The sequence below is a fragment of the Shimia isoporae genome, assembly GCF_004346865.1.
GTDB classification, from domain to species: domain Bacteria; phylum Pseudomonadota; class Alphaproteobacteria; order Rhodobacterales; family Rhodobacteraceae; genus Shimia; species Shimia isoporae.
Window position 1 is genome coordinate 429,833 of the sequence record NZ_SMGR01000002.1, and the last position, 18,246, is coordinate 448,078.

Annotated in this window: 17 protein-coding genes; 8 read left to right on the plus strand and 9 right to left on the minus strand. The window is 58.0% G+C overall.

Annotated features, from left to right (window positions below; translation table 11 throughout):
- Position 1: 1 nt before the first annotated feature.
- The gene (locus BXY66_RS13605; protein ID WP_132860839.1) at positions 2 to 1,126 is read right to left on the minus strand and encodes an ABC transporter ATP-binding protein; all 1,125 of its coding nucleotides are present in this window, start codon (positions 1,124 to 1,126) and stop codon (positions 2 to 4) included.
- Between the two features lie 79 nt (positions 1,127 to 1,205).
- Complete coding sequence (locus BXY66_RS13610; RefSeq protein ID WP_132860841.1) at positions 1,206 to 2,291, minus strand: polyamine ABC transporter substrate-binding protein; 1,086 nt, start codon at positions 2,289 to 2,291, stop codon at positions 1,206 to 1,208.
- Between the two features lie 148 nt (positions 2,292 to 2,439).
- Here BXY66_RS13610 and BXY66_RS13615 point away from each other — a divergent pair, with 148 nt between their 5' ends.
- The 3 genes from BXY66_RS13615 to BXY66_RS13625 all read left to right on the plus strand — a co-directional run bounded on the left by BXY66_RS13615 (position 2,440) and on the right by BXY66_RS13625 (position 5,334).
- On the plus strand, positions 2,440 to 3,156 hold the full coding sequence (locus tag BXY66_RS13615; RefSeq protein WP_132860842.1) for a GntR family transcriptional regulator: 717 nt from the start codon (positions 2,440 to 2,442) through the stop codon (positions 3,154 to 3,156).
- Between the two features lie 86 nt (positions 3,157 to 3,242).
- The gene (locus tag BXY66_RS13620; protein ID WP_132860844.1) at positions 3,243 to 4,631 is read left to right on the plus strand and encodes an aspartate aminotransferase family protein; all 1,389 of its coding nucleotides are present in this window, start codon (positions 3,243 to 3,245) and stop codon (positions 4,629 to 4,631) included.
- Between the two features lie 133 nt (positions 4,632 to 4,764).
- On the plus strand, positions 4,765 to 5,334 hold the full coding sequence (locus BXY66_RS13625) for a L,D-transpeptidase (protein WP_341785808.1): 570 nt from the start codon (positions 4,765 to 4,767) through the stop codon (positions 5,332 to 5,334).
- On the opposite strand, the gene BXY66_RS13630 is transcribed toward BXY66_RS13625, so the two are convergent.
- Together BXY66_RS13630 and BXY66_RS13635 are read right to left on the minus strand one after the other, a co-directional pair.
- Positions 5,335 to 6,597 (minus strand): lytic murein transglycosylase, encoded by a 1,263-nt coding sequence (locus BXY66_RS13630; RefSeq protein WP_132860848.1) that lies wholly within the window; start codon positions 6,595 to 6,597, stop codon positions 5,335 to 5,337.
- 89 nt (positions 6,598 to 6,686) lie between these two features.
- Positions 6,687 to 7,391: a helix-turn-helix transcriptional regulator gene (locus BXY66_RS13635; protein WP_132860849.1), complete on the minus strand. Its 705-nt coding sequence runs from the start codon at positions 7,389 to 7,391 to the stop codon at positions 6,687 to 6,689.
- A gap of 84 nt (positions 7,392 to 7,475) precedes the next feature.
- Here BXY66_RS13635 and BXY66_RS13640 point away from each other — a divergent pair, with 84 nt between their 5' ends.
- Positions 7,476 to 8,216 (plus strand): glutathione S-transferase family protein, encoded by a 741-nt coding sequence (locus BXY66_RS13640; protein ID WP_132860851.1) that lies wholly within the window; start codon positions 7,476 to 7,478, stop codon positions 8,214 to 8,216.
- A gap of 36 nt (positions 8,217 to 8,252) precedes the next feature.
- Here BXY66_RS13640 and rnr read toward each other — a convergent pair whose 3' ends face one another.
- Both rnr and BXY66_RS13650 read right to left on the minus strand, forming a co-directional pair.
- Positions 8,253 to 10,520 (minus strand): ribonuclease R, encoded by a 2,268-nt coding sequence (gene rnr, locus BXY66_RS13645; protein WP_132860852.1) that lies wholly within the window; start codon positions 10,518 to 10,520, stop codon positions 8,253 to 8,255.
- A 97-nt stretch (positions 10,521 to 10,617) separates the two neighbouring features.
- On the minus strand, positions 10,618 to 11,016 hold the full coding sequence (locus BXY66_RS13650) for a VOC family protein (RefSeq protein WP_132860854.1): 399 nt from the start codon (positions 11,014 to 11,016) through the stop codon (positions 10,618 to 10,620).
- Between the two features lie 42 nt (positions 11,017 to 11,058).
- Here BXY66_RS13650 and BXY66_RS13655 point away from each other — a divergent pair, with 42 nt between their 5' ends.
- Positions 11,059 to 11,856, plus strand: a complete 798-nt coding sequence (locus BXY66_RS13655) for an HTD2 family dehydratase (protein ID WP_132860855.1) — start codon at positions 11,059 to 11,061, stop codon at positions 11,854 to 11,856.
- Here BXY66_RS13655 and BXY66_RS13660 read toward each other — a convergent pair.
- Positions 11,853 to 12,902 carry an NAD(P)/FAD-dependent oxidoreductase gene (locus tag BXY66_RS13660; RefSeq protein WP_132860857.1) on the minus strand — a complete coding sequence of 350 codons (1,050 nt, stop codon included), beginning with the start codon at positions 12,900 to 12,902 and terminating at the stop codon, positions 11,853 to 11,855. The genes BXY66_RS13655 and BXY66_RS13660 overlap by 4 nt on opposite strands.
- 58 nt (positions 12,903 to 12,960) lie before the next feature.
- Between BXY66_RS13660 and mnmC2 the strand changes: the two genes are divergently transcribed.
- Positions 12,961 to 13,638 (plus strand): tRNA (5-methylaminomethyl-2-thiouridine)(34)-methyltransferase MnmC2, encoded by a 678-nt coding sequence (mnmC2, locus tag BXY66_RS13665; protein WP_132860858.1) that lies wholly within the window; start codon positions 12,961 to 12,963, stop codon positions 13,636 to 13,638.
- Complete coding sequence (locus tag BXY66_RS13670; RefSeq protein WP_132860860.1) at positions 13,635 to 14,507, plus strand: DMT family transporter; 873 nt, start codon at positions 13,635 to 13,637, stop codon at positions 14,505 to 14,507. The genes mnmC2 and BXY66_RS13670 overlap by 4 nt, the downstream gene beginning before the upstream one ends.
- Positions 14,508 to 14,545: 38 nt before the next feature.
- On the opposite strand, the gene BXY66_RS13675 is transcribed toward BXY66_RS13670, so the two are convergent.
- Positions 14,546 to 15,427 carry a LysR family transcriptional regulator gene (locus BXY66_RS13675; protein WP_132860862.1) on the minus strand — a complete coding sequence of 294 codons (882 nt, stop codon included), beginning with the start codon at positions 15,425 to 15,427 and terminating at the stop codon, positions 14,546 to 14,548.
- Positions 15,428 to 15,524: 97 nt separating this feature from the next.
- On the opposite strand from BXY66_RS13675, the gene BXY66_RS13680 reads away from it, so the two are divergent.
- The gene (locus tag BXY66_RS13680; RefSeq protein ID WP_207911331.1) at positions 15,525 to 16,142 is read left to right on the plus strand and encodes a GNAT family N-acetyltransferase; all 618 of its coding nucleotides are present in this window, start codon (positions 15,525 to 15,527) and stop codon (positions 16,140 to 16,142) included.
- Between the two features lie 8 nt (positions 16,143 to 16,150).
- On the opposite strand, the gene BXY66_RS13685 is transcribed toward BXY66_RS13680, so the two are convergent.
- Entirely contained in the window at positions 16,151 to 18,103 is a 1,953-nt protein-coding gene (locus BXY66_RS13685; RefSeq protein WP_243694386.1) for a lytic transglycosylase domain-containing protein, read from the minus strand.
- Between the last annotated feature and the right edge of the window lie 143 nt (positions 18,104 to 18,246).

Here is an 18,246-nt window from a genome sequence, read left to right on the forward strand (position 1 = left end):
CTCAGCGCTCCAGAAACACGCCGGCGGTGTCGGTCCAGCTCAGCCACACAGTGTCTTCCCAAGTGAAACTGCGACGCGATATGCGCCGGTTATTGGCGGTTTGGGCTTTGATAACCTGCCCGCCCTTTAGCTCAACGTGATAGGTCGAGATGTTGCCAAGGTAAGCGATATCAAGCACTTTTCCCTTCAGAGCGTTGGCCGCTCCATCCGGTTTTTGGGCTGTGATGTTGATCTTCTCGGGGCGGATCGCAAAGAACGCGCTCTGGTCTTTGGAGAACGTTTTTGAAGAGCTTCCGACAATGTCGGGTTGCCCTTCGGCCCAGCTCAGATGCAGCTTGTCGCCTTCGGCTGCAACCGTTCCATTCAACAGGTTAACATCCCCAATAAAATCAGCGACATAGGTGGAATTCGGCGCCTCGTAAATCGCATCAGGTGTTGCGACCTGTACGATCTTGCCATGGTCCATTACGGCCACTCGGCTGGCCACTGTCATCGCCTCTTCCTGATCGTGGGTCACAATAACAAAAGTGGTCCCCGTGCTCTCCTGAATGTCCATCAGTTCAAACTGGGTTTCCTGACGCAGTTTTTTGTCCAGCGCGCCAAGTGGTTCATCAAGCAAAAGCAGTTTCGGCGCTTTTGCCAGGGAGCGGGCCAAGGCCACACGCTGTCGCTGGCCTCCGGAAATCTGATGCGGTTTTCGTCGTGCGAATTTTTCGAGCCGCGTCAAACGCAGCATCTCTTCAACTCGCGCTGCCATCTCGTCCTTGGGCATGCGGTCCCGCTTGAGACCAAAAGCGATATTGTCCCAGACCGACAGATGCGGAAACAGTGCATAGGACTGGAACATCATGTTCACCGCCCTCTGGTTCGGAGGAACCGGCGCGATATTCTGACCACTCAACAGGATCGTGCCTTCGGTAGGTGTCTCGAAACCCGCCAACATCCGCATCATCGTGGTCTTGCCACATCCTGATGGACCCAAAAGCGCAAAGAATTCCCGCTCGAAAATGTCCACTGTCAGATCGTCGATCGCTGTGAAATCGCCAAAACGCTTGGTGACATTCTGGAATTGAATAAGCGGTTTTGCGTTGGGATCGTCCCAAGGGGCAAACGCGTCGAGCGCCATGGGCAGGCCTCCGGTGCTGGTCGGGGAAGTCAGAAATGAAACCCGCGCCAAAAGACGCGGGTTTCAAAGATCGAGAGGCTTAGGTGCCCGACTTGATCTTGGTCCAGGTGCGGGTCACAACACGCTGGGTTTTCGGCGGGTACGGCGTTGTGGTGTAGAGGTTTTCCAAAGTGGCCTCGTCCGGATAGATCGCCGGATCACCAATCACGTCCTCCTCCAGCATGGGCTGGGACGCCTTGTTGCCGTTGGCGTAGTAGACGTAGTTGGACGCCGCAGCCATATTTTCAGCGTCCATGATGAAGTTCAGGAACGTATGTGCTGCATCCGGGTTCGGTGCGTCCACAGGAATAGCCATCTGGTCAAACCACATCATCGCGCCTTCGACCGGCGCGTTGTATGCGATTTCATAGTCCTTCTCCGCTTCCCATGCACGGTCACGCGCCTGAAGGATGTCACCGGACCAACCGATGGCGACGCAGATGTCACCGTTTGCCAGAGCGTTGATGTACTCGGAGCTGTGGAATTTCTGGATGTGTGGCGACACTGCGGCCAGAACTTCCTCAGCTTTGGCAATGTCCTTGGTATCGTGGCTGTCGGGGTTCAGACCCAGATACGCCAGAGCCGCTGGAATCATTTCGTCCGCCGCGTCCAGCATGTGGATACCGCAAGCCGCCAGCTTTTCAGCATTTGCCGGATCAAAAATCAGCGACAGCGAATTGATCGGGGCGTCTTCACCCAGAATCTCGGTGACTTGGTTTACGTTCGCGCCGATGCCCGTGGTACCCCACATATAGTTGATGGAGTACTCGTTGCCGGGGTCATACTTGTCGGTGCGTGCCTCGATTACGTCCCACATGTTGCCCGCATTAGGCAGCTTGGACTTGTCTAGCTTCTGGAACGCGCCCGCAGCGATTTGGCGCTGCAGGAACGTGCCGGACGGTACAACCACGTCGTAGCCGGACTTGCCGGCGAGCATTTTGGTTTCCAGAACATCGTTGCTGTCAAAAACGTCGTAGATCAGCTTGATGCCGGTCTCAGCCTCGAATTTTGTCAGCAGTTCTTCGTCAATGTAGTCCGACCAGTTGTAGACGCGCACTTCTTCCGCAGATGCGGCCATCGCGCTCATCGCAACACCAGCCGTGAGTGTCAGCAGGGTTTTCTTCATGGTGCTCTCCCGTTGGTCCGGGCTCTGGGTCCCGGTTGTGATCTTGCGAGATTAATTTGATCAAGTTTTTTTGATATGGCAACATAGATGTGCATATTGATGATGAAATACGACTTTTGCACGCAGATCAGACGGACGGGACGCACAAATGGAAGGCAGCTTGCCTCAGAGGAAAACAACCGCTCAAAAAGCTGGTGAGCCAGCGCGGATACCAACCCATCAGCTGGTCTATCACCAATTGCGTGACGCCGTGCTGTTTGGCGAGCTCGCACCCGGAGAGCCAGTGACGATTCAGGGACTTATCGAGAGAACGGGTGCCGGCATGACCCCGATCCGCGAGGCCATTCGACGCCTGACTTCCGAGGGCGCGCTGGAGTTTCGCGGCAATCGTCGGGTGCTGGTTCCAATGCCCACGCCAGAGGCCATTGAAGAGCTGATATTTCTGCGGGAAACCCTTGAACCTCAATTGGCTGCACGTGCGGCCACCCGGGCCAGCGACGCCGACATCCAAGAGCTGAAACGGATCGATTCGGCGCTCGACGAAGCGATCACACGCGGCGACGTGGCTACTTATCTGCGCCAGAATCACGCCTTCCACACGAAACTGTATACCGTCGCCGAAGCTCCGATTCTCTCGGAAGTGGTGGGCGGCGTTTGGCTCAGGTTTGGTCCTGCAATGCGCGTTGTCTGCGGACGCATGGGCACCCAGAACCTACCCGATAACCACAAGACCGCGCTCGCCGCGCTGGCGGCCAAGGATAGCACCGCCGCCGCCGAAGCCATGCGACTTGATGTTGTTCAGGGTATGGAACAACTGCTTGAAGCGCTGAAGGACGCAGAGTCCTTCGCCGATGCGATTGACTAAAAATAATTTGATCATATTCTAGCCGTGACTCAGGGCCACTCCAGGGAGGGAGGGCCATTGACCGCGGTTTTTGAGAGGTAAAGTCGATGAGCGTGATCACGAACCACATGCCAACCGAAGAGCTGCAGGCGCTGGATGCAGCCCACCATATGCACCCCTTCACCACGCAGGATGAACTGGCAGAGCGCGGCGTCCGGGTAATCACCCGCGCAAAGGGTGTGACCCTGACCGATAGCGAAGGTCATGAGATACTGGACGGCATGGCTGGCCTGTGGTGCGTGAACATCGGGTATGGGCGCGAAGAACTTGCCGAGGCCGCGGCCCGCCAGATGCGAGAACTGCCTTACTACAACACCTTCTTTATGACCACGCACGTGCCGGTCATCGCCCTGTCCGCCAAACTCGCGCAACTGGCCCCCGAAGGTCTGAACACTGTTTTCTATGCGGGCTCCGGCTCCGAAGCGAACGACACCAACATCCGCTTAGTGCGTCACTATTGGTCCGCAATGGGCAAACCCGAGAAATCGATCATCATTTCACGTCAGAATGCTTACCACGGATCGACGCTTGGTGGCGCAAGTCTTGGCGGTATGGTCCCGATGCACCAGCAGGGGGGCCTTCCACTGCCGGACAAACACCACATCGGCCAGCCGGACTGGTGGTCAGAAGGCGGCGATATGAGCCCCGAGGAATTCGGGTTGATGCGTGCCCGCGAGCTGGAAGAAACCATTCTCCATTACGGCGAAGACCGTATTGCAGCCTTCATCGGCGAACCCGTACAAGGCGCCGGCGGTGTGATTGTGCCGCCAGAAACCTACTGGCCGGAAATCCAGCGCATCTGCGATAAATACGGCATTTTGCTCATTGCTGACGAGGTGATTTGCGGCTTTGGCCGGACCGGCAACTGGTTCGGCTCCGAAACCATGGGTATCCGCCCTGACATCATGACCATCGCAAAGGGTCTGAGCTCAGGCTATGCGCCCATCGGCGGCTCCATTGTCTCTGACGAGATCGCAAAAGTCGTGAACGCAACCGAATTCAACCATGGCTACACCTACTCCGGCCATCCGGTATGCTCCGCTGTGGCGCTGGAAAACCTGCGCATCATGGAAGAGGAACGGGTTGTAGAGACCGTACGCGATGTCACCGCGCCCTACCTCAAACAAAAATGGGAAGCGCTCACAGATCACCCGCTTGTGGGCGAAGCAAAGATTGTCGGCATGATGGGATCGATCGCTTTGACCCCGAACAAGGAAAGCCGCGCACCGTTTGCCGCCGAAAAAGGCACGGTCGGCTACAAATGCCGTGAACACTGCTTCGACACAGGCCTGGTGATGCGCCATGTGGGCGACAGGATGGTGATTTCACCCCCGCTGGTGATCAAGCCGGAAGAAATTGACATGCTGATTGACCGGGCAACCATCGCGCTCGACAAGACCTACGATCAGATCAAATCTGAGGGCCTGTACAAGTAAACTGCCCCAACCGCTTGCGGTTAGTGAGTCACAATCCAGTGAAATCGGGCGTGGAATTTACCTTCGCGCCCGATATTTTTTGCCCGAACGGTCAAGACGTGGCAGGATTCTCCTGATTAGTAGGAGACGAGTGATGCAAAGACGTCAATTTCTGACCACAGCCGCGGCGGCCAGCGCGGCTCTGAGCACCCCGATGATCGCGCGCGCTGCCGCCAGCCAATCCTTCGAATTGATGGAACACCTCAAGCCGCGTGAAGTGACAATCGCACGCAAGTACAAGTTCGAACCCGGTCAGATCGTCGTCACCCTGCAAGCGTTCTACCTTTACCATATGCAGGATGATCGCACCGCGATCCGCTATGGCGTGGCTGTGGGCAAAGAGGGCCTCAACTTCCGCGGCGATGCCACAATCGACCGCAAAGTCGAATGGCCGAACTGGACCCCGACTGCCGAAATGATCGAACGCAACCCGCAATATGCACGCTGGAAAGACGGTATGCCCGGAGGCCCGAACAACCCGCTCGGGAGTCGCGCACTATATCTCTACCAGAATGGACAGGACACATTGTTCCGCATCCACGGAACCAATGTGCCCCAATCTGTCGGCACGCCTTCATCGAACGGCTGCATCCGGATGTACAATCCGCACGTAGAGCACCTCTACAGCATCCTGCCGTTGGGCACGAAGGTCTCTGTTTTCTGATCAGCGCAGGCTGCTGAGCAATCTCAAAGAAGCATAGCCGTCCGGTGTCATACCACGCGAAAGCTGGTATTCCCGAACCGCGTTGATCGTCAGCGGGCCAATTTTGGCGTCGATTTTCTGCGTATCGAAACCTGCTGCAGTCAGGCGCGTCTGCAATTCGATACGTTCATCATAGGTCAGAGCCCGATCTCCGCGCGGCCATGCGCCTTGAATCTTCGCCGCACCTTGAATGCGATCACTCAGGTGCCCCACTCCGATCACATATGCATCCGCGGTGTTGTACGTTTCGATGGCGTCGAAATTTTTGAAAATCATAAACGCCGCTCCCTCTGCGCCCGCAGGCAAAAGGATCGACGCTTTACCGTGGTTCGGTACCTTGCGTCCGTTCATGTCCCGAATGCCGATGCGGGCCCACTCCCCGGGCATCTTGAGCGTTTCCCGGTTGGCCAATGTATAGTCAAATCCGTCCGGAATGCGCACTTCAACACCCCAAGGCTGTCCCTTGACCCAACCCGAATTCTTCAAATAGGCCGCTGTCGAGGCCAGCGCGTCGCTCGGATCGTCTGTCCAGATATCGCGCTTTCCGTCGCCTGTGAAATCCACAGCGTAAGACAAAAATGAGGTCGGCATGAATTGGGTATGCCCCATGGCACCGGCCCAACTGCCGGTCATGTTCGCAACCGATGTGTCTCCGTTTTGCAGAATCGTCAAAGCTGCGGTCAGTTGCTCCTCGAAGAAGGCACCGCGCCGTCCGTCATAGGCCAGGGTCGCCAAAGCGCTGATGATAGGCGTGCTGCCGCGAAACGTGCCATAGGCGCTTTCCAGCCCCCAAATGGCAACGACAACTTCCTTGTCGACGCCGTATTTGCGTTCGATCTGAACAAGCTTGTCGTTGTGCCTGGCCAGCGCCGCCTGCCCGTTCTTGACGCGTAAATCGCTGGCCGCGCTGTCGAGATAATCCCAGATCGTTTTTGTGAACTCGGACTGGTTCCGGTCGCGTTTGATCACATCAGCATCATAGCGGGCCCGCGACATGGCCTGGTCAAATGTGGTCGCGGAAATGCCAGCGCTCAGCGCTCTGGGCCGGTAGGCGCGAATCCAATCCTGAAGTCCAGCCTCTGTCGGGGCCACAACAGCAACGGTTTGCGTGATATTGGTGACCGCCAGATCAGGCCTCAGAACCGGCCGCAGCGACGTTAGCGGCGCTTCAGCGATCACACTTGTTGCGGTCATTGTCAGTGCCAGAATTGCTGCTGCTCGCATAGCCTGCGCTCCTGCTCGTTTTGCCTGAATGTTAACGTGCCACCCGATTCTGACAAAGCGCACAAACGACATACGCGGGGATTTGCCGATCAGGATTGAATATGGCGAGGCGGTTCTGCCTCCAGCCGCGCTTTGAACTCCCGCAGCATCGGAATACGACGCGGACGGAAAGACCGGTCTGTCACTGTGAAATCCTCCATCCGGTCGAGACGAAACACCCGGTAATCCTCACGCAGATGACAATAGGCCAACAGGCAATGCGTGCCGTCCAGAAAGGTAATGGTCAGAGGGTCAAGTTCACGCACGGTACGCTTGCCCTTTGCGTCGGCGTAATCAACAGCGATCGTACGCTCCTCCCAAGCCGCTTGCCGCAAGGCGCTGGCATCTATGACGATGGTCGGGGGCTTATAGAACCGCTTGGCTGTCAGTACCGCGTGCTTGAGACGGTGGGCCTGAGCCGATGGAAGGCGCGATTTCAGCTTTGTTAGAGCCGATTTTGCGGCCTTGGCAAGTGCAGGATCACCAATCTGCGTGACTTCTGTCAGCCCCACCACCAGCGCCTCTATTTCTTCGGGAACAAACCCAAGCGGCGGCAGCGTTGCGTCTTCAATCAAGGTGAATCCGAAACCGGCCTCGCCATCGATCACCGCGCCCAACCCGCGCAACGTGTCGATGTCGCGATAAATCGTGCGCTCTGAAACGCCGGTTTCCAACGCGAGCGCAAGCGCCGTTGCAGGCGCCGGCAAATCACGCAGGGCTTGCATCAACTGAAACAGGCGGTCGGTTCTGGGCATAATTCCAGATACTGCGACATACTGACAAAAACTGGCAAGAGGCGTCGTTAAACCGGATCCATCGTTTCACAAGGAGTGCTATAGATGCATCTGATTATGTTCCCCGGTAATGCGGCCCTTCCGAGCCATTCGCCTTTCTGCCTGAAAACCATTTGCCTGCTCGAAATGGCAGGCATCAAATGGCAGCCAGAAATTTCCGTGGATGTCTCGGTCCAACCCTTGGGCAAATTGCCGGTATTGCGGGTGGGCGACCGGTTGATCCCCGACAGTTCCAACATCGAAGACTATCTGACCGCGCAGGGTGCCGATTTCTACGCCGGCCTTTCCGACGAACAGAAAGGCATCGCACACGCGCTCAAAAGCATGGTCGAGCACAACCTCGTACTCGGCCTTGTGCATGACCGCTGGCTGGACGAACGGGTATGGCCCATCATGCGCGAAGAGTTTTTTGCCGCCGTACCAGCCGAAGCCCGCGAGATGGTTGCTGAAGAAGGTCGGGCGCCTGTACGTACCGGCCTGACATCACAGGGTATCGCGCGTTTCTCACCGGAAGATCGCCATCAACGATTGGGCAGAGATTTGGCAACGCTAGAGACTGTATTGGGTGATCAAACCTACCTGTTTGGCGACCTGCCATCAGGAGCGGATGCCGCCATTGCACCGGTGCTGGATATGATCCTTAGATTGCCCGCCAGAACAGAACTGCGGGCTGCTGTCGAAGACATTCCCACATTCGCGCCTTATGTCTCTCGTGTGCGTTCCGCGATCTATCCCGGAGGCAAAATGACGGGCTGCGCCATGCCCAAACAAGCTCTTGCCGGCTGAAAATAGTCTCTAATAAGGCCGAACTCCGTCCTGCCGTCACTTCCGACGGCGGGACACTTTGCGTTTGATCTTGTCTGCCTTGCGCTTGGCCTTTGTGGCCTTGCGCCGCGCAGGGCCGCCGCTGCGCCCTCGGCCACGGCCGCCGCCGCCCGCGCGTTTGACGACCTCGCCATCAAGCGAGATCAATTCCATCGCAATGCCACCCGTTACAGGTGCGGCCTCAGTCAGCCGCGCTGTGACCCGCTGTCCAAGCCCGATGACGATGCCGGAGTCCGACCCGGTAAGCGTGTTGCTGTCTTTGTCGAAGTGAAAGTACTCACGCCCCAATTCCCGCATCGGGATCAAGCCGTCCGCCCCGGTCTCGTCCAGTTTCACGAACACGCCGAAACGGGCTATCCCGTTGATCCGCCCGGTGAACTCGTTGCCGATGCGCTCCGACATGTAGGCCGCAAGATATCTGTCTGTCGTATCCCGCTCGGCCAACATCGAACGCCGCTCGGTGTCCGAAATATGCGTTCCCGTATTCTCCATGCGCTCGATCATCTCAGGCGTAAGCCCGTCCTCGCCCCACCCGTGTGCAGTGATCAACGCACGGTGTACGATAAGGTCGGCATAGCGCCGGATTGGCGATGTAAAATGCGCATAGGCCCGCAAGGCAAGGCCGAAATGGCCAAAGTTCTGCGGCGTGTAATAGGCCTGCGTCATGGAGCGCAACGTCGAAATATTTATGAGCTCCGCGTCGTCAGATCCCGCCGCGGCATCCAGAAGCGCATTCAAGTGGCGGGTCTGCAATACCTGCCCCTTGGCCAGCGTATATCCGGCGGACTGCGCCGTTTCGCGCAACGCGTCCAGCTTTTCCGGGCTTGGCTCTTCATGCACTCGGAACAGCAAAGGCGATTTCTTGGCGATCAGCGTTTCGGCGGCACAGACGTTTGCCAGCACCATGAATTCTTCGATCAGCTTGTGAGCATCAAACCGGTCCCGGAAGTTAACCGAAAGAACCTCACCTTGGTCCGACAGCTCGATTTTACGTTCAGGGAGGTCGAGAGCCAGTGGCTGACGTTCGTTGCGCGCCTTTACCAGAGCCTCGTAGGCCGCATATAGCGGCGCGATGACAGTTTCCATCAACTCGGCACACCGTTCGTTGGCGTGCCCGTCCTGCGCCTGCTGTACCTCACCGTAGTTGAGCGAAGCCACCGACCGGATCATGGCGCGACAGAATCGATGCCCGATCTTCTTGCCCTTGCTGTCGATCTGAACCCGCAGCGCGATCACGGCACGCGGCACACCTTCGTGCAGTGAGCAAAGATCCCCCGACAGCCGATCCGGCAGCATCGGCACGACCCGGTCCGGAAAATAGCTTGAATTGCCCCGCTTGCGCGCTTCCCCGTCAAGCGCCGTGTCCGGTCGCACGTATTGTGCCACGTCGGCAATCGCGACCCACAACACGTGCCCGTCGGCGTTTTTGGGATCGTCGTCCGCGTGGGCCCAACACGCGTCGTCGTGGTCTCTCGCGTCAGCAGGGTCAATGGTCACAAACGGCATGTCCCGCAGGTCTTCACGACTGCCAAGCGGCGCAGGTTTGGTGGCATCTGCTTCGGCAATCACCTTGTCCGGAAAGCTGTCCGGAATGCCGTGTTGATGGATCGCAATAAGCGACACCGCTTTCGGCGCAGAAGGATCGCCCAACCGCGCAACAACCTTGGCGCGCGGCAGGCCCAGCCGACCCTTGGGTCCGGCCTGTTCAGCCTCTACAAGTTCGCCGTCTTTGGCGTCGTTGATCTGCTCGGGCAGAACCATCCATTCCTTGCCGTCCCCCTTGTCGATTGGCAGGATACGGCCGCCTTCTGCGGTTTTTCTGAAGACACCCAGTACTCGGCGCGGGTTGGTGCCAATGCGCCGGATCAGCCGTGCCTCATAGGCGTGATCCTCATCCTGAATTTCCGTCAACCGTCCAAGGATTCGGTCTCCTGCTCCCAGTGCGGGGTCGGAGGCACGTGTGATCACCATCACGCGCGGCTCATTGCCCTCGCCGTGCCATTCCAGCGGACGGGCAAACAGGTCGCCGTCTTCGTTAGGATCAAGAATTTGCAGCACCGTCACCGGTGGCAACTTGTCGGGATCACGGTAGGTTTTGGACCGTTTCTGAAGATGCCCTTCGGCTTCCAGTTCACGCAACAATCGCTTCAGATCGATCCGCGCAGCACCCTTGATGCCAAAAGCTTTGGCGATGTCGCGTTTCGTGGTGAGGGTCGGGTTCTCGGAAATCCACTCAAGGACTTCTTCTTTGGAGGGCATACGCATGGGTTTGCCCTAACACGCATGCGGGTTCAGGGGAAAGGCCCGCCGCCAAACGAGCTACCGATGCAAAGCGTCGCCCAATCGCGGCGGCGTTGCCTGCTCACGGGTACGGCGTGCTGATTTCGATCAACGCACCGTCGGGGTCTCGTACATAAAGGGACAGGATCGGGCCGGTGGCTCCCGTGCGTTTCACAGGTCCTTCTTCAATCGGCACGCCCTCAACGGCCAGATGCGATTGCCAGTCGGTGATCGACGTATCGGTGAGAAAGCACAGATCGGCCGAGCCACTCGAAACGGTTTTGGCATGCGGCGCAAATGGCGCGGAGGCATCGTGTAGATTTATCTTCTGATCGCCGAATTTCAGAGCCCAGCGCGTGCTGCCGTCTGCGGGGGAGAACCGCTCTGAGGTCATCCCCAAGACCGCCGTGTAAAATGCCAGCGTGCGCTCCATATCCGTGACACTCAAAACAAGGTGATCCAGCGATGTAACCTGAGGCATGGTCTCTCTTGTCCTTAAGGGCGGCTCTGATAGCCTGTCGCCATGAACCATGCCAGCCCTTCTGAAGTCCGTCAAAGAGATGTGTTCGATCCCGCCCGAGCACAAGCATTCTGGACAGCGTTGGGACGACAGGGCGCGCCAACGGATCCATTGCCGCCATTCTTCCACCAACTCTATTTCTGGGATGCTCAGCCACCGGTCCAACTCGGTCGGGACGGTCACCCCAAGGTCGGAGGTATTATCCCGGATATGGGCCTGCCACGACGCATGTGGGCAGGTGGGCGTTTGGAATTTCTGACCCCTCTACGCCAAGGACAGCCGGCGGAGAAAACCACTACCCTTGAAACCGCCACCCTCAAACAAGGGCGCACCGGACCACTGGCCTTTGTGACTTTGCGCCACGAGATCTTTCAGAACGGCGTGATTTGCGTGCGGGAGTTTCAGGATCTGGTCTATCGTGAAGATCCCGACCCTGAAACTCCCAAACCTAAAAGCAAACCAGCAGGCACGGACGAGATCCTCTCGGAGGAGTATAGCTTCGACAGTACCCTTTTGTTTCGGTATTCGGCACTGACATTCAACGGGCATCGCATCCACTACGATCTGGATTATGCCCGTGACACCGAAGGCTACGAGGGGCTTGTGGTGCATGGACCGTTGCTGGCTCAGTTGCTGATGTTGCTTGCGCAGTCCCAGCTTGGACGCCTCTCGTCATTTGCCTTCCGTGCCGCTTCGCCGTTGATGCATTTCGAAACCGCAACTCTTTGCTGGGGCGGCGACGGCAGGTGCTGGGTGCGCGGGCCGGACGGGCGCCTGATAATGAGCGCCGAAGCGACCTAAAGCGACGCCTCAGGGCGGAACCTGTCAGGTATTTGGTCAACCCCGTCCAGAACCAGATCCGCCATAGCCTCGGCCACTCCGGGCGCCATACCGAATCCGATTTTGAAACCACCATTGGCGATGAAGTCGCCCTCAAACAACGGGTGCGCGCCAATCATAGGCGCGCGGCTTTTTGCCCGCGGACGCAAGTTGGCCCAGCGCTCGACAACCGGCGCAGCGGCGAGCATCGGGAACACCTCGCAGGCCCGAGCGATCAACTCTTCCAACTGCTCGTCAGTTGCGTCCGGAGAGGAATATTCCCGCTCGGATGTGGAACCCACCGCCACGGTACCGTCCGCATGTGGCACCACCAGAACATCTCCGGCGGACGTGATGGGCGCGCCTCCTGCGTCCAACCCGAACACGGCAGCCTGGCCTTTGACACCATTGCCAATGGTCTTGCCTTTGGCGTCGCTAAGTTCTCTGAGTCCAGCGACGCCGGTCGCCCAAATCACCTGTCCCTGTAACTCTTTCGCCAACCCAACTTCGATCACTCCGCCTTTGGCGCGGATCGCTGCTGCAAGAGCTTCGCAGGTCTGGCGCGGATGCAAACGCGCACTCAATGTGTCCTCAATCAACAGCCCGCTGGCGGTCTGAGGTGCCCAGTCACCCGCAGTCTCGGCTCTGATCACACGCCAGTGCGCCTTGCCCTGCCAGAACTCCTTGGCACTTTCGGTGCGCTCGTTGGCGAGCTCCAACGCCCGCTCTGAATCGATCGGCTGCAAGCGTCCGACACGGTCATAACCTGTCTGGCCACCGCCAACTACTTCAACCTCGCGCCAGAATTCTTCGGCATAGATCAGGCTCTGGAACTGGAACTCCTTCGTCTCGTTCCAGCGCTCAGGCGCATGCGGAGACAACATCCCGACGACACCGCCGCTGCATCCCGCTGCCACGCCTGTACGGTCAATCACACGTACCTTTGCGCCCCGCTTGGCACAGGCCCATGCGCTCGCCAAACCGAACACACCAGCCCCCACGACCGTCACATCCACCGCACTGCCCATTGCCAAATCACCCGCCTTCGCTCAAAGCTCTTCTGACCTCTCAATAAGGCAAGCCGAGATGAGCGACCAGCACGCAGAATTGGAATGGCGGGATCAGGCCATTCCGGTCAGCACACGTTTTGACGATCCGTACTTCAGCCTTGAAAACGGGCTGGCGGAAACCCGTCACGTTTTTCTGCAAGGCAACAACTTGCCCGCACGTTTTGCACCTGGCTTTCACATCGCGGAACTCGGTTTTGGTACGGGCCTGAATTTGCTTACGGCCTGGAAGGCGTGGGACCAGGCCGGCATGACCGACCCATTGCGGTTCACCAGCTTCGAGGCCTTCCCGATGGAGGCTGACGAAATGGCCCGCGCGCTTCAAGCCTTTCCCGAACTCGGCGATTACCGCGATCGGCTGGTTGCGGCATGGGCGCAGGACAAAACTCTTACCTCGCTGCAGGGAATAAATGTGCAGGTCATTCTCGGCGACGCGCGCGAAACCTTGCAAGCCAACGCATTTACCGCCGACGCATGGTTCCTTGATGGATTTTCTCCTGCCAAAAACCCTGAACTCTGGGATGCGGGTCTCATGGCGCAGGTTGGCGCGCATACCAAAACCGGAGGCACAGCTGCAACTTACACCGCGGCGGGTTTTGTGCGGCGTAATCTGGCTGACGCGGGCTTTGCCGTCACGCGCGTCAAAGGTTTTGGCCGCAAGCGTCACATGACCACCTGTCTGAAGGACGGCGCATGACCGGCGCGCCAGACAACCGGCGCGGCATCCTGTTGATGTGCCTCACGACCTTTGTCTTCGCAATGCAGGACGGGTTCTCTCGGCATTTGGCTGAAACCTACAACACCTACCTCGTGGTGATGATCCGATATTGGTTCTTTGCCGCCTTTGTCATTGCACTTGCCATTCGTCAGGAAGGCGGCCTGAAACGTGTAATGCAAAGCCGCTTCCCCGTATTGCAATCCATCAGAGGCGCGCTGCTGGCGCTGGAAATCTGTGTCACGGTCGCCGCGTTCACCCTCCTTGGCCTGACAGAAACACACGCGGTCTTCATCTGCTATCCTCTGATGATCGCCGCCCTCTCGGGGCCTGTGCTGGGCGAGCAGGTCGGTTGGCGGCGCTGGCTGTCGATCGGCATTGGCGCAATCGGTGTTATGATCATCCTGCAACCCGGTTCCGGCGTCTTTTCACCCGTCGCAGCAATCCCTCTCCTTGGGGCATTGATGTTCGCGATCTACGGCCTGCTCACGCGCTATGTCTCCCGCGGCGACAGTTCCGAAACCAGCTTGTTTTATACCGGCACAGTGGGCTGCATCCTGATGACCGCAATCGGCGTCTTTTTCTGGGAACCGATGACCGGACAGGACTGGATCTGGATGTTGATGCTCTGTGTGTCCGGCGTTTTCGGCCATTGGCTGCTCATCAAGACGTACGAGGCCGCCGAGGCCAGCGCGGTGCAACCCTTCGCCTACCTGCAACTGCCCTTTGCTGCGGCTTTGGGTATGGTGGCCTTTGGCGAAACCCTTCGCGTGAACGTGGCAGTCGGGGCCGCCGTGGTTGTCGGGGCGGGGCTATTCACTTGGTGGCGAGAGCAGAGCAAACGGACCTGACAAAACACAACAGGCGCAACCGGCTTGTTCATCGCGCGCTACAAAAGCGTGCGCACCCATTCGGCAAACGTCTCTGCAAGGACATGCGACTGGCCCTTGGGCAGGACCGCGACATAGTCCGCAAAAATCGGTTGCGGAGTATCAATCTTGACGACGCGGCCAGCAGAAAACTCCTCTTGAGCAAGAGTTTCCGTGAACAGGCTCATGCCGATGCCGCCTCGCACAGCTTCAAGCAGCAGGTTTGGACTACCGATGGGCACTCGCCGAAGCTTGTCCACGTCGAGCCCCCCTGTCCGCATCATCTTCAACTTCAAGTCCATACCATCATGCCACAGCCAGGGCATGTCCGCCGAAGAGGCACCATGTTTCTCTACCAACTCCGGCGCTGCGATCCCGACAACCTGAACCTTCTTCAGGTGTATCGTTCGCAAATCGTTGCTGCCCGGCTGATCGCGCAAATCAGGGTGTCTCGAGCGAATGCCCAGATCAAAACCCTCGGCCGCAAGATCGGCATAGTCGCGCGTCGGCGACAATGATATTTCGGCGCCCGGATTCAGCAGCCAGAAATCCTTAAGATTGGGCATGATGATCCGCTCTGCCATAAAGGGGGAGCATGTCACGCGCAAACCTCTCGAACGCGCGCCCAAACGCGTTCTCTCGATCTGGTCGCCAATTCTTTCAAAGGCGTTTGCCAGGGTGCTCGCAAGCTGCTGGCCAGCGGCTGTCAACACCACTTGCCTGCCTTGCCGAGTGGCAAGGCCAACACCAAGTTCCTGTTCAAGACCTCGTACCTGTTGCGCGACGGCAGCATGTGTGACGTTGAGCGCGCGAGCAGCCCCCGCAAAGCTACCTTCCCGTGCTGTCGCATCAAAAGCGCGCAACGCTGTAAGAGACGGGATCTTTCTCCAATCTACTGACATGATAGAATTTCTATTGTTTGAACATTTTTTCTGACTAACCGTTTTGTGGAATTCTGGCTAGTATTTCCTTCAAGCCTTCAATGTGGAGAGATCAGATATGCCTCAGACTTCTGCGCAAAATCTATCATCAGACAACAGCTTGATCTTCGACGTAGAAGCTATGGCACAGGGTCAAGAAGTTCCTTGTCTAAAAGGCTATGTTGCGAAGCGGTTTCAATCTGAAGACGAGATTCCACACGAGACCGCAAATGAATTTTTGATGGAGTACATATACACACAAGCGGTCGTTTTTGAGCGCGCGACCGGAGTAAGTGTTGATGCGGCGGAACATATCAGAGCGTTCTGGGCGCACATTGATCGCGTGCTGCCACCACAAGGCAACTATTATCTCATTTGGAGCGATCAGGGTCAGTTGGTGGGCACGGCCGCTCTACGACGCGTGGACGACGCAACAGGTGAGATGAAACACCTTTACGTCCGGCCCGAAGCGCGGGGAACCGGATTGGGCCGGTGGCTCGCCGAAAGGCGTATTCAGGATGCGCAATCATTGGGATTCAAGTGCCTTATCGCGGATACGGTTCGCGGCAACGTCGAAATGCCAGCGCTCTACGCCAAGCTCGGGTTCAAAGAAACCGAACCCAATGAAATCGGAACTTCGGTGAACGTTATGCCAACAGTCGCCGCGGGCCTGAGGTTCTTTCGAAAAGAGATATGAACCGCCCGCTACCTGATCACCTTGATCGTGCCACCGGTGATTTCTTGCCCGAACGGCATCGGCAGCGCGGATTTGCCCAAACGCGCGCGATAAACCGGTAGGCTTTCGGAAACCCGCATCACATAGTTCCGCGTCTCGTTGAACGGGATCAACTCGATCCAGTCCACCATCGCCTCGACGCTGCCACCACGCGGATCCCAACGGTCCGCCATCCAGCGCTTCGGTCGGTGCGGTCCGGCATTGTATCCGGCGGCAATCATGATGATGTTGCCGTCAAACTGTTCTGCAAGACCAGCCAGATAAGCGCTGCCAAGACGCGCGTTGTATTCGGGGTCCGCCGTCAGGTTGCCAAGCACGTAAACCTCACCAATGTCGCGCGACACGTCCCGCGCTGTGCCCGGCATCAGCTGCATAAGACCCCGCGCGCCGGCGTGGCTGACCACGACGGGGTCAAACTCGCTTTCGCGCCGCGCAATCGCCAGTGAAAGCTCGTCCGCCACCGGCAAGTCCTGCGATACCAGAGGGTGCAACGGATAATAGGGCCCTGGCAGGGTGATACCGCGTTTTACGATCGCCTTGCCAAGCATGACCGCAACATGCGGCTGTCCAAGATCCTGCGCCATCTCACCCAATTGTCCCAACGCCTGTCGGTCCATGCTTTCACTCAGGTGAATCCAGAACCGCTCCGCAAGTGACAGCTCGCCTGCATCCAGCAACATTCGGGCTGCTTCGTGTACGCTGGACGTGGTCCAAGCCGCCTCTCGCCAATTCGGGAATTTTTCGTCGCCACGCAACGCAGGATCAGCCGGCACTTTGCCCTTCTCGGCTGCCAAAAGACCATAAAAGCTTGTTTGATGAACCGCTCCGGCCTGATACGCCTGCTGCGCTGTTTCGGTGTCTCCCATCGCCTCATAGGCCCGGCCGAGCCAATACCCCGCACGCCCAAGAGAAATTGGTGTTTCTACAGACTGGGCGAAGCGCACAAAATGCGCCGCAGCGATCTCCGGCTTGTTCAGGAAGCGCAGCGCCAGATAACCCGCGAGCCACTCGCAATCGGAATAACCATACCCCGCATCAGGCGACATCCCGTGCACCGCCGCAATGTCATACGCTGTCTGATAATTGCCTGCCCTCATTTCGCTGCGCACCAGCGAACGGCGGCGACTGGCCCATTGATCCGCCTCGCCCAGGGTTCCGGCCTTGGAACGGGCCACAACCAGTTCGATTGCACGCTCATTCAACCCTTTGCGATGACGCCAGACAAAACGCTCATAGGCCAATCCCGGATCGTTTTGCAGCTCATCCGGCACCGCTGCAATCAAACCATCCACACCTGCTGCGCGATCCCGCAAGGCGATGCGAGCCTGTGCAAGCGCAACCCAGCCTTCCGGCACGCGGGCATACATCCTGCGTGCATTTTCCTTCCAGCCTTTCCAAAGCATCGCATCAAGTCGGGCTGTGTGGTGGTCACTCAACAATGACCCGTAGCGGTCAAGGTAAACGCCTTGCGTTTCGCTATCCATGGGCATGGTGCGCCAAGCAAGGACTACGCCCGCCTGAGCAGCGCCTTCTTCGCCAGCAGCCTGCAAGACTTCTGCCTGCGTCAACGCCCCCTGTGCGGTCTGTGGCATGCCGTGAACGTAAAACGACATGGCCATCTCGTGGCTCACACCAAAAAACGCCTCTTCCGACTGTTTGCGCAAATAGGGAAGTCCGGGCCAGTCGCCACGCCGTTCCAAAAAGGCAAGAACCTCATCAGGGCGTCCACGGCCTGCCCGCAACCTGTGCCACTCGACGATATCGCGAGCCACCTGCCCATCGCTGCGAGCTTCCGCGGCCGCGCGGTCCCAATCGTTGGCACGCACGGCGTCCATTGCCGCAGCAAGATCGGCCCGAACCGGACCGGCAGCGTTGAGCGTCGCTGTAACAGCAAGACAAAGGGCGAGAAAAGGACGCAACATGGCTTGCATTTTCCAATGTCAGACAGGATAGAACCCGCACGATAAATCGCGTCCCCCTTCGCCACAACTCACAATCTTGGCAAGCAGGCGACTTCCCGCTAGGGTCCGCGCGGTTTGATACGGGCAATTCCGCCCAGCTACGC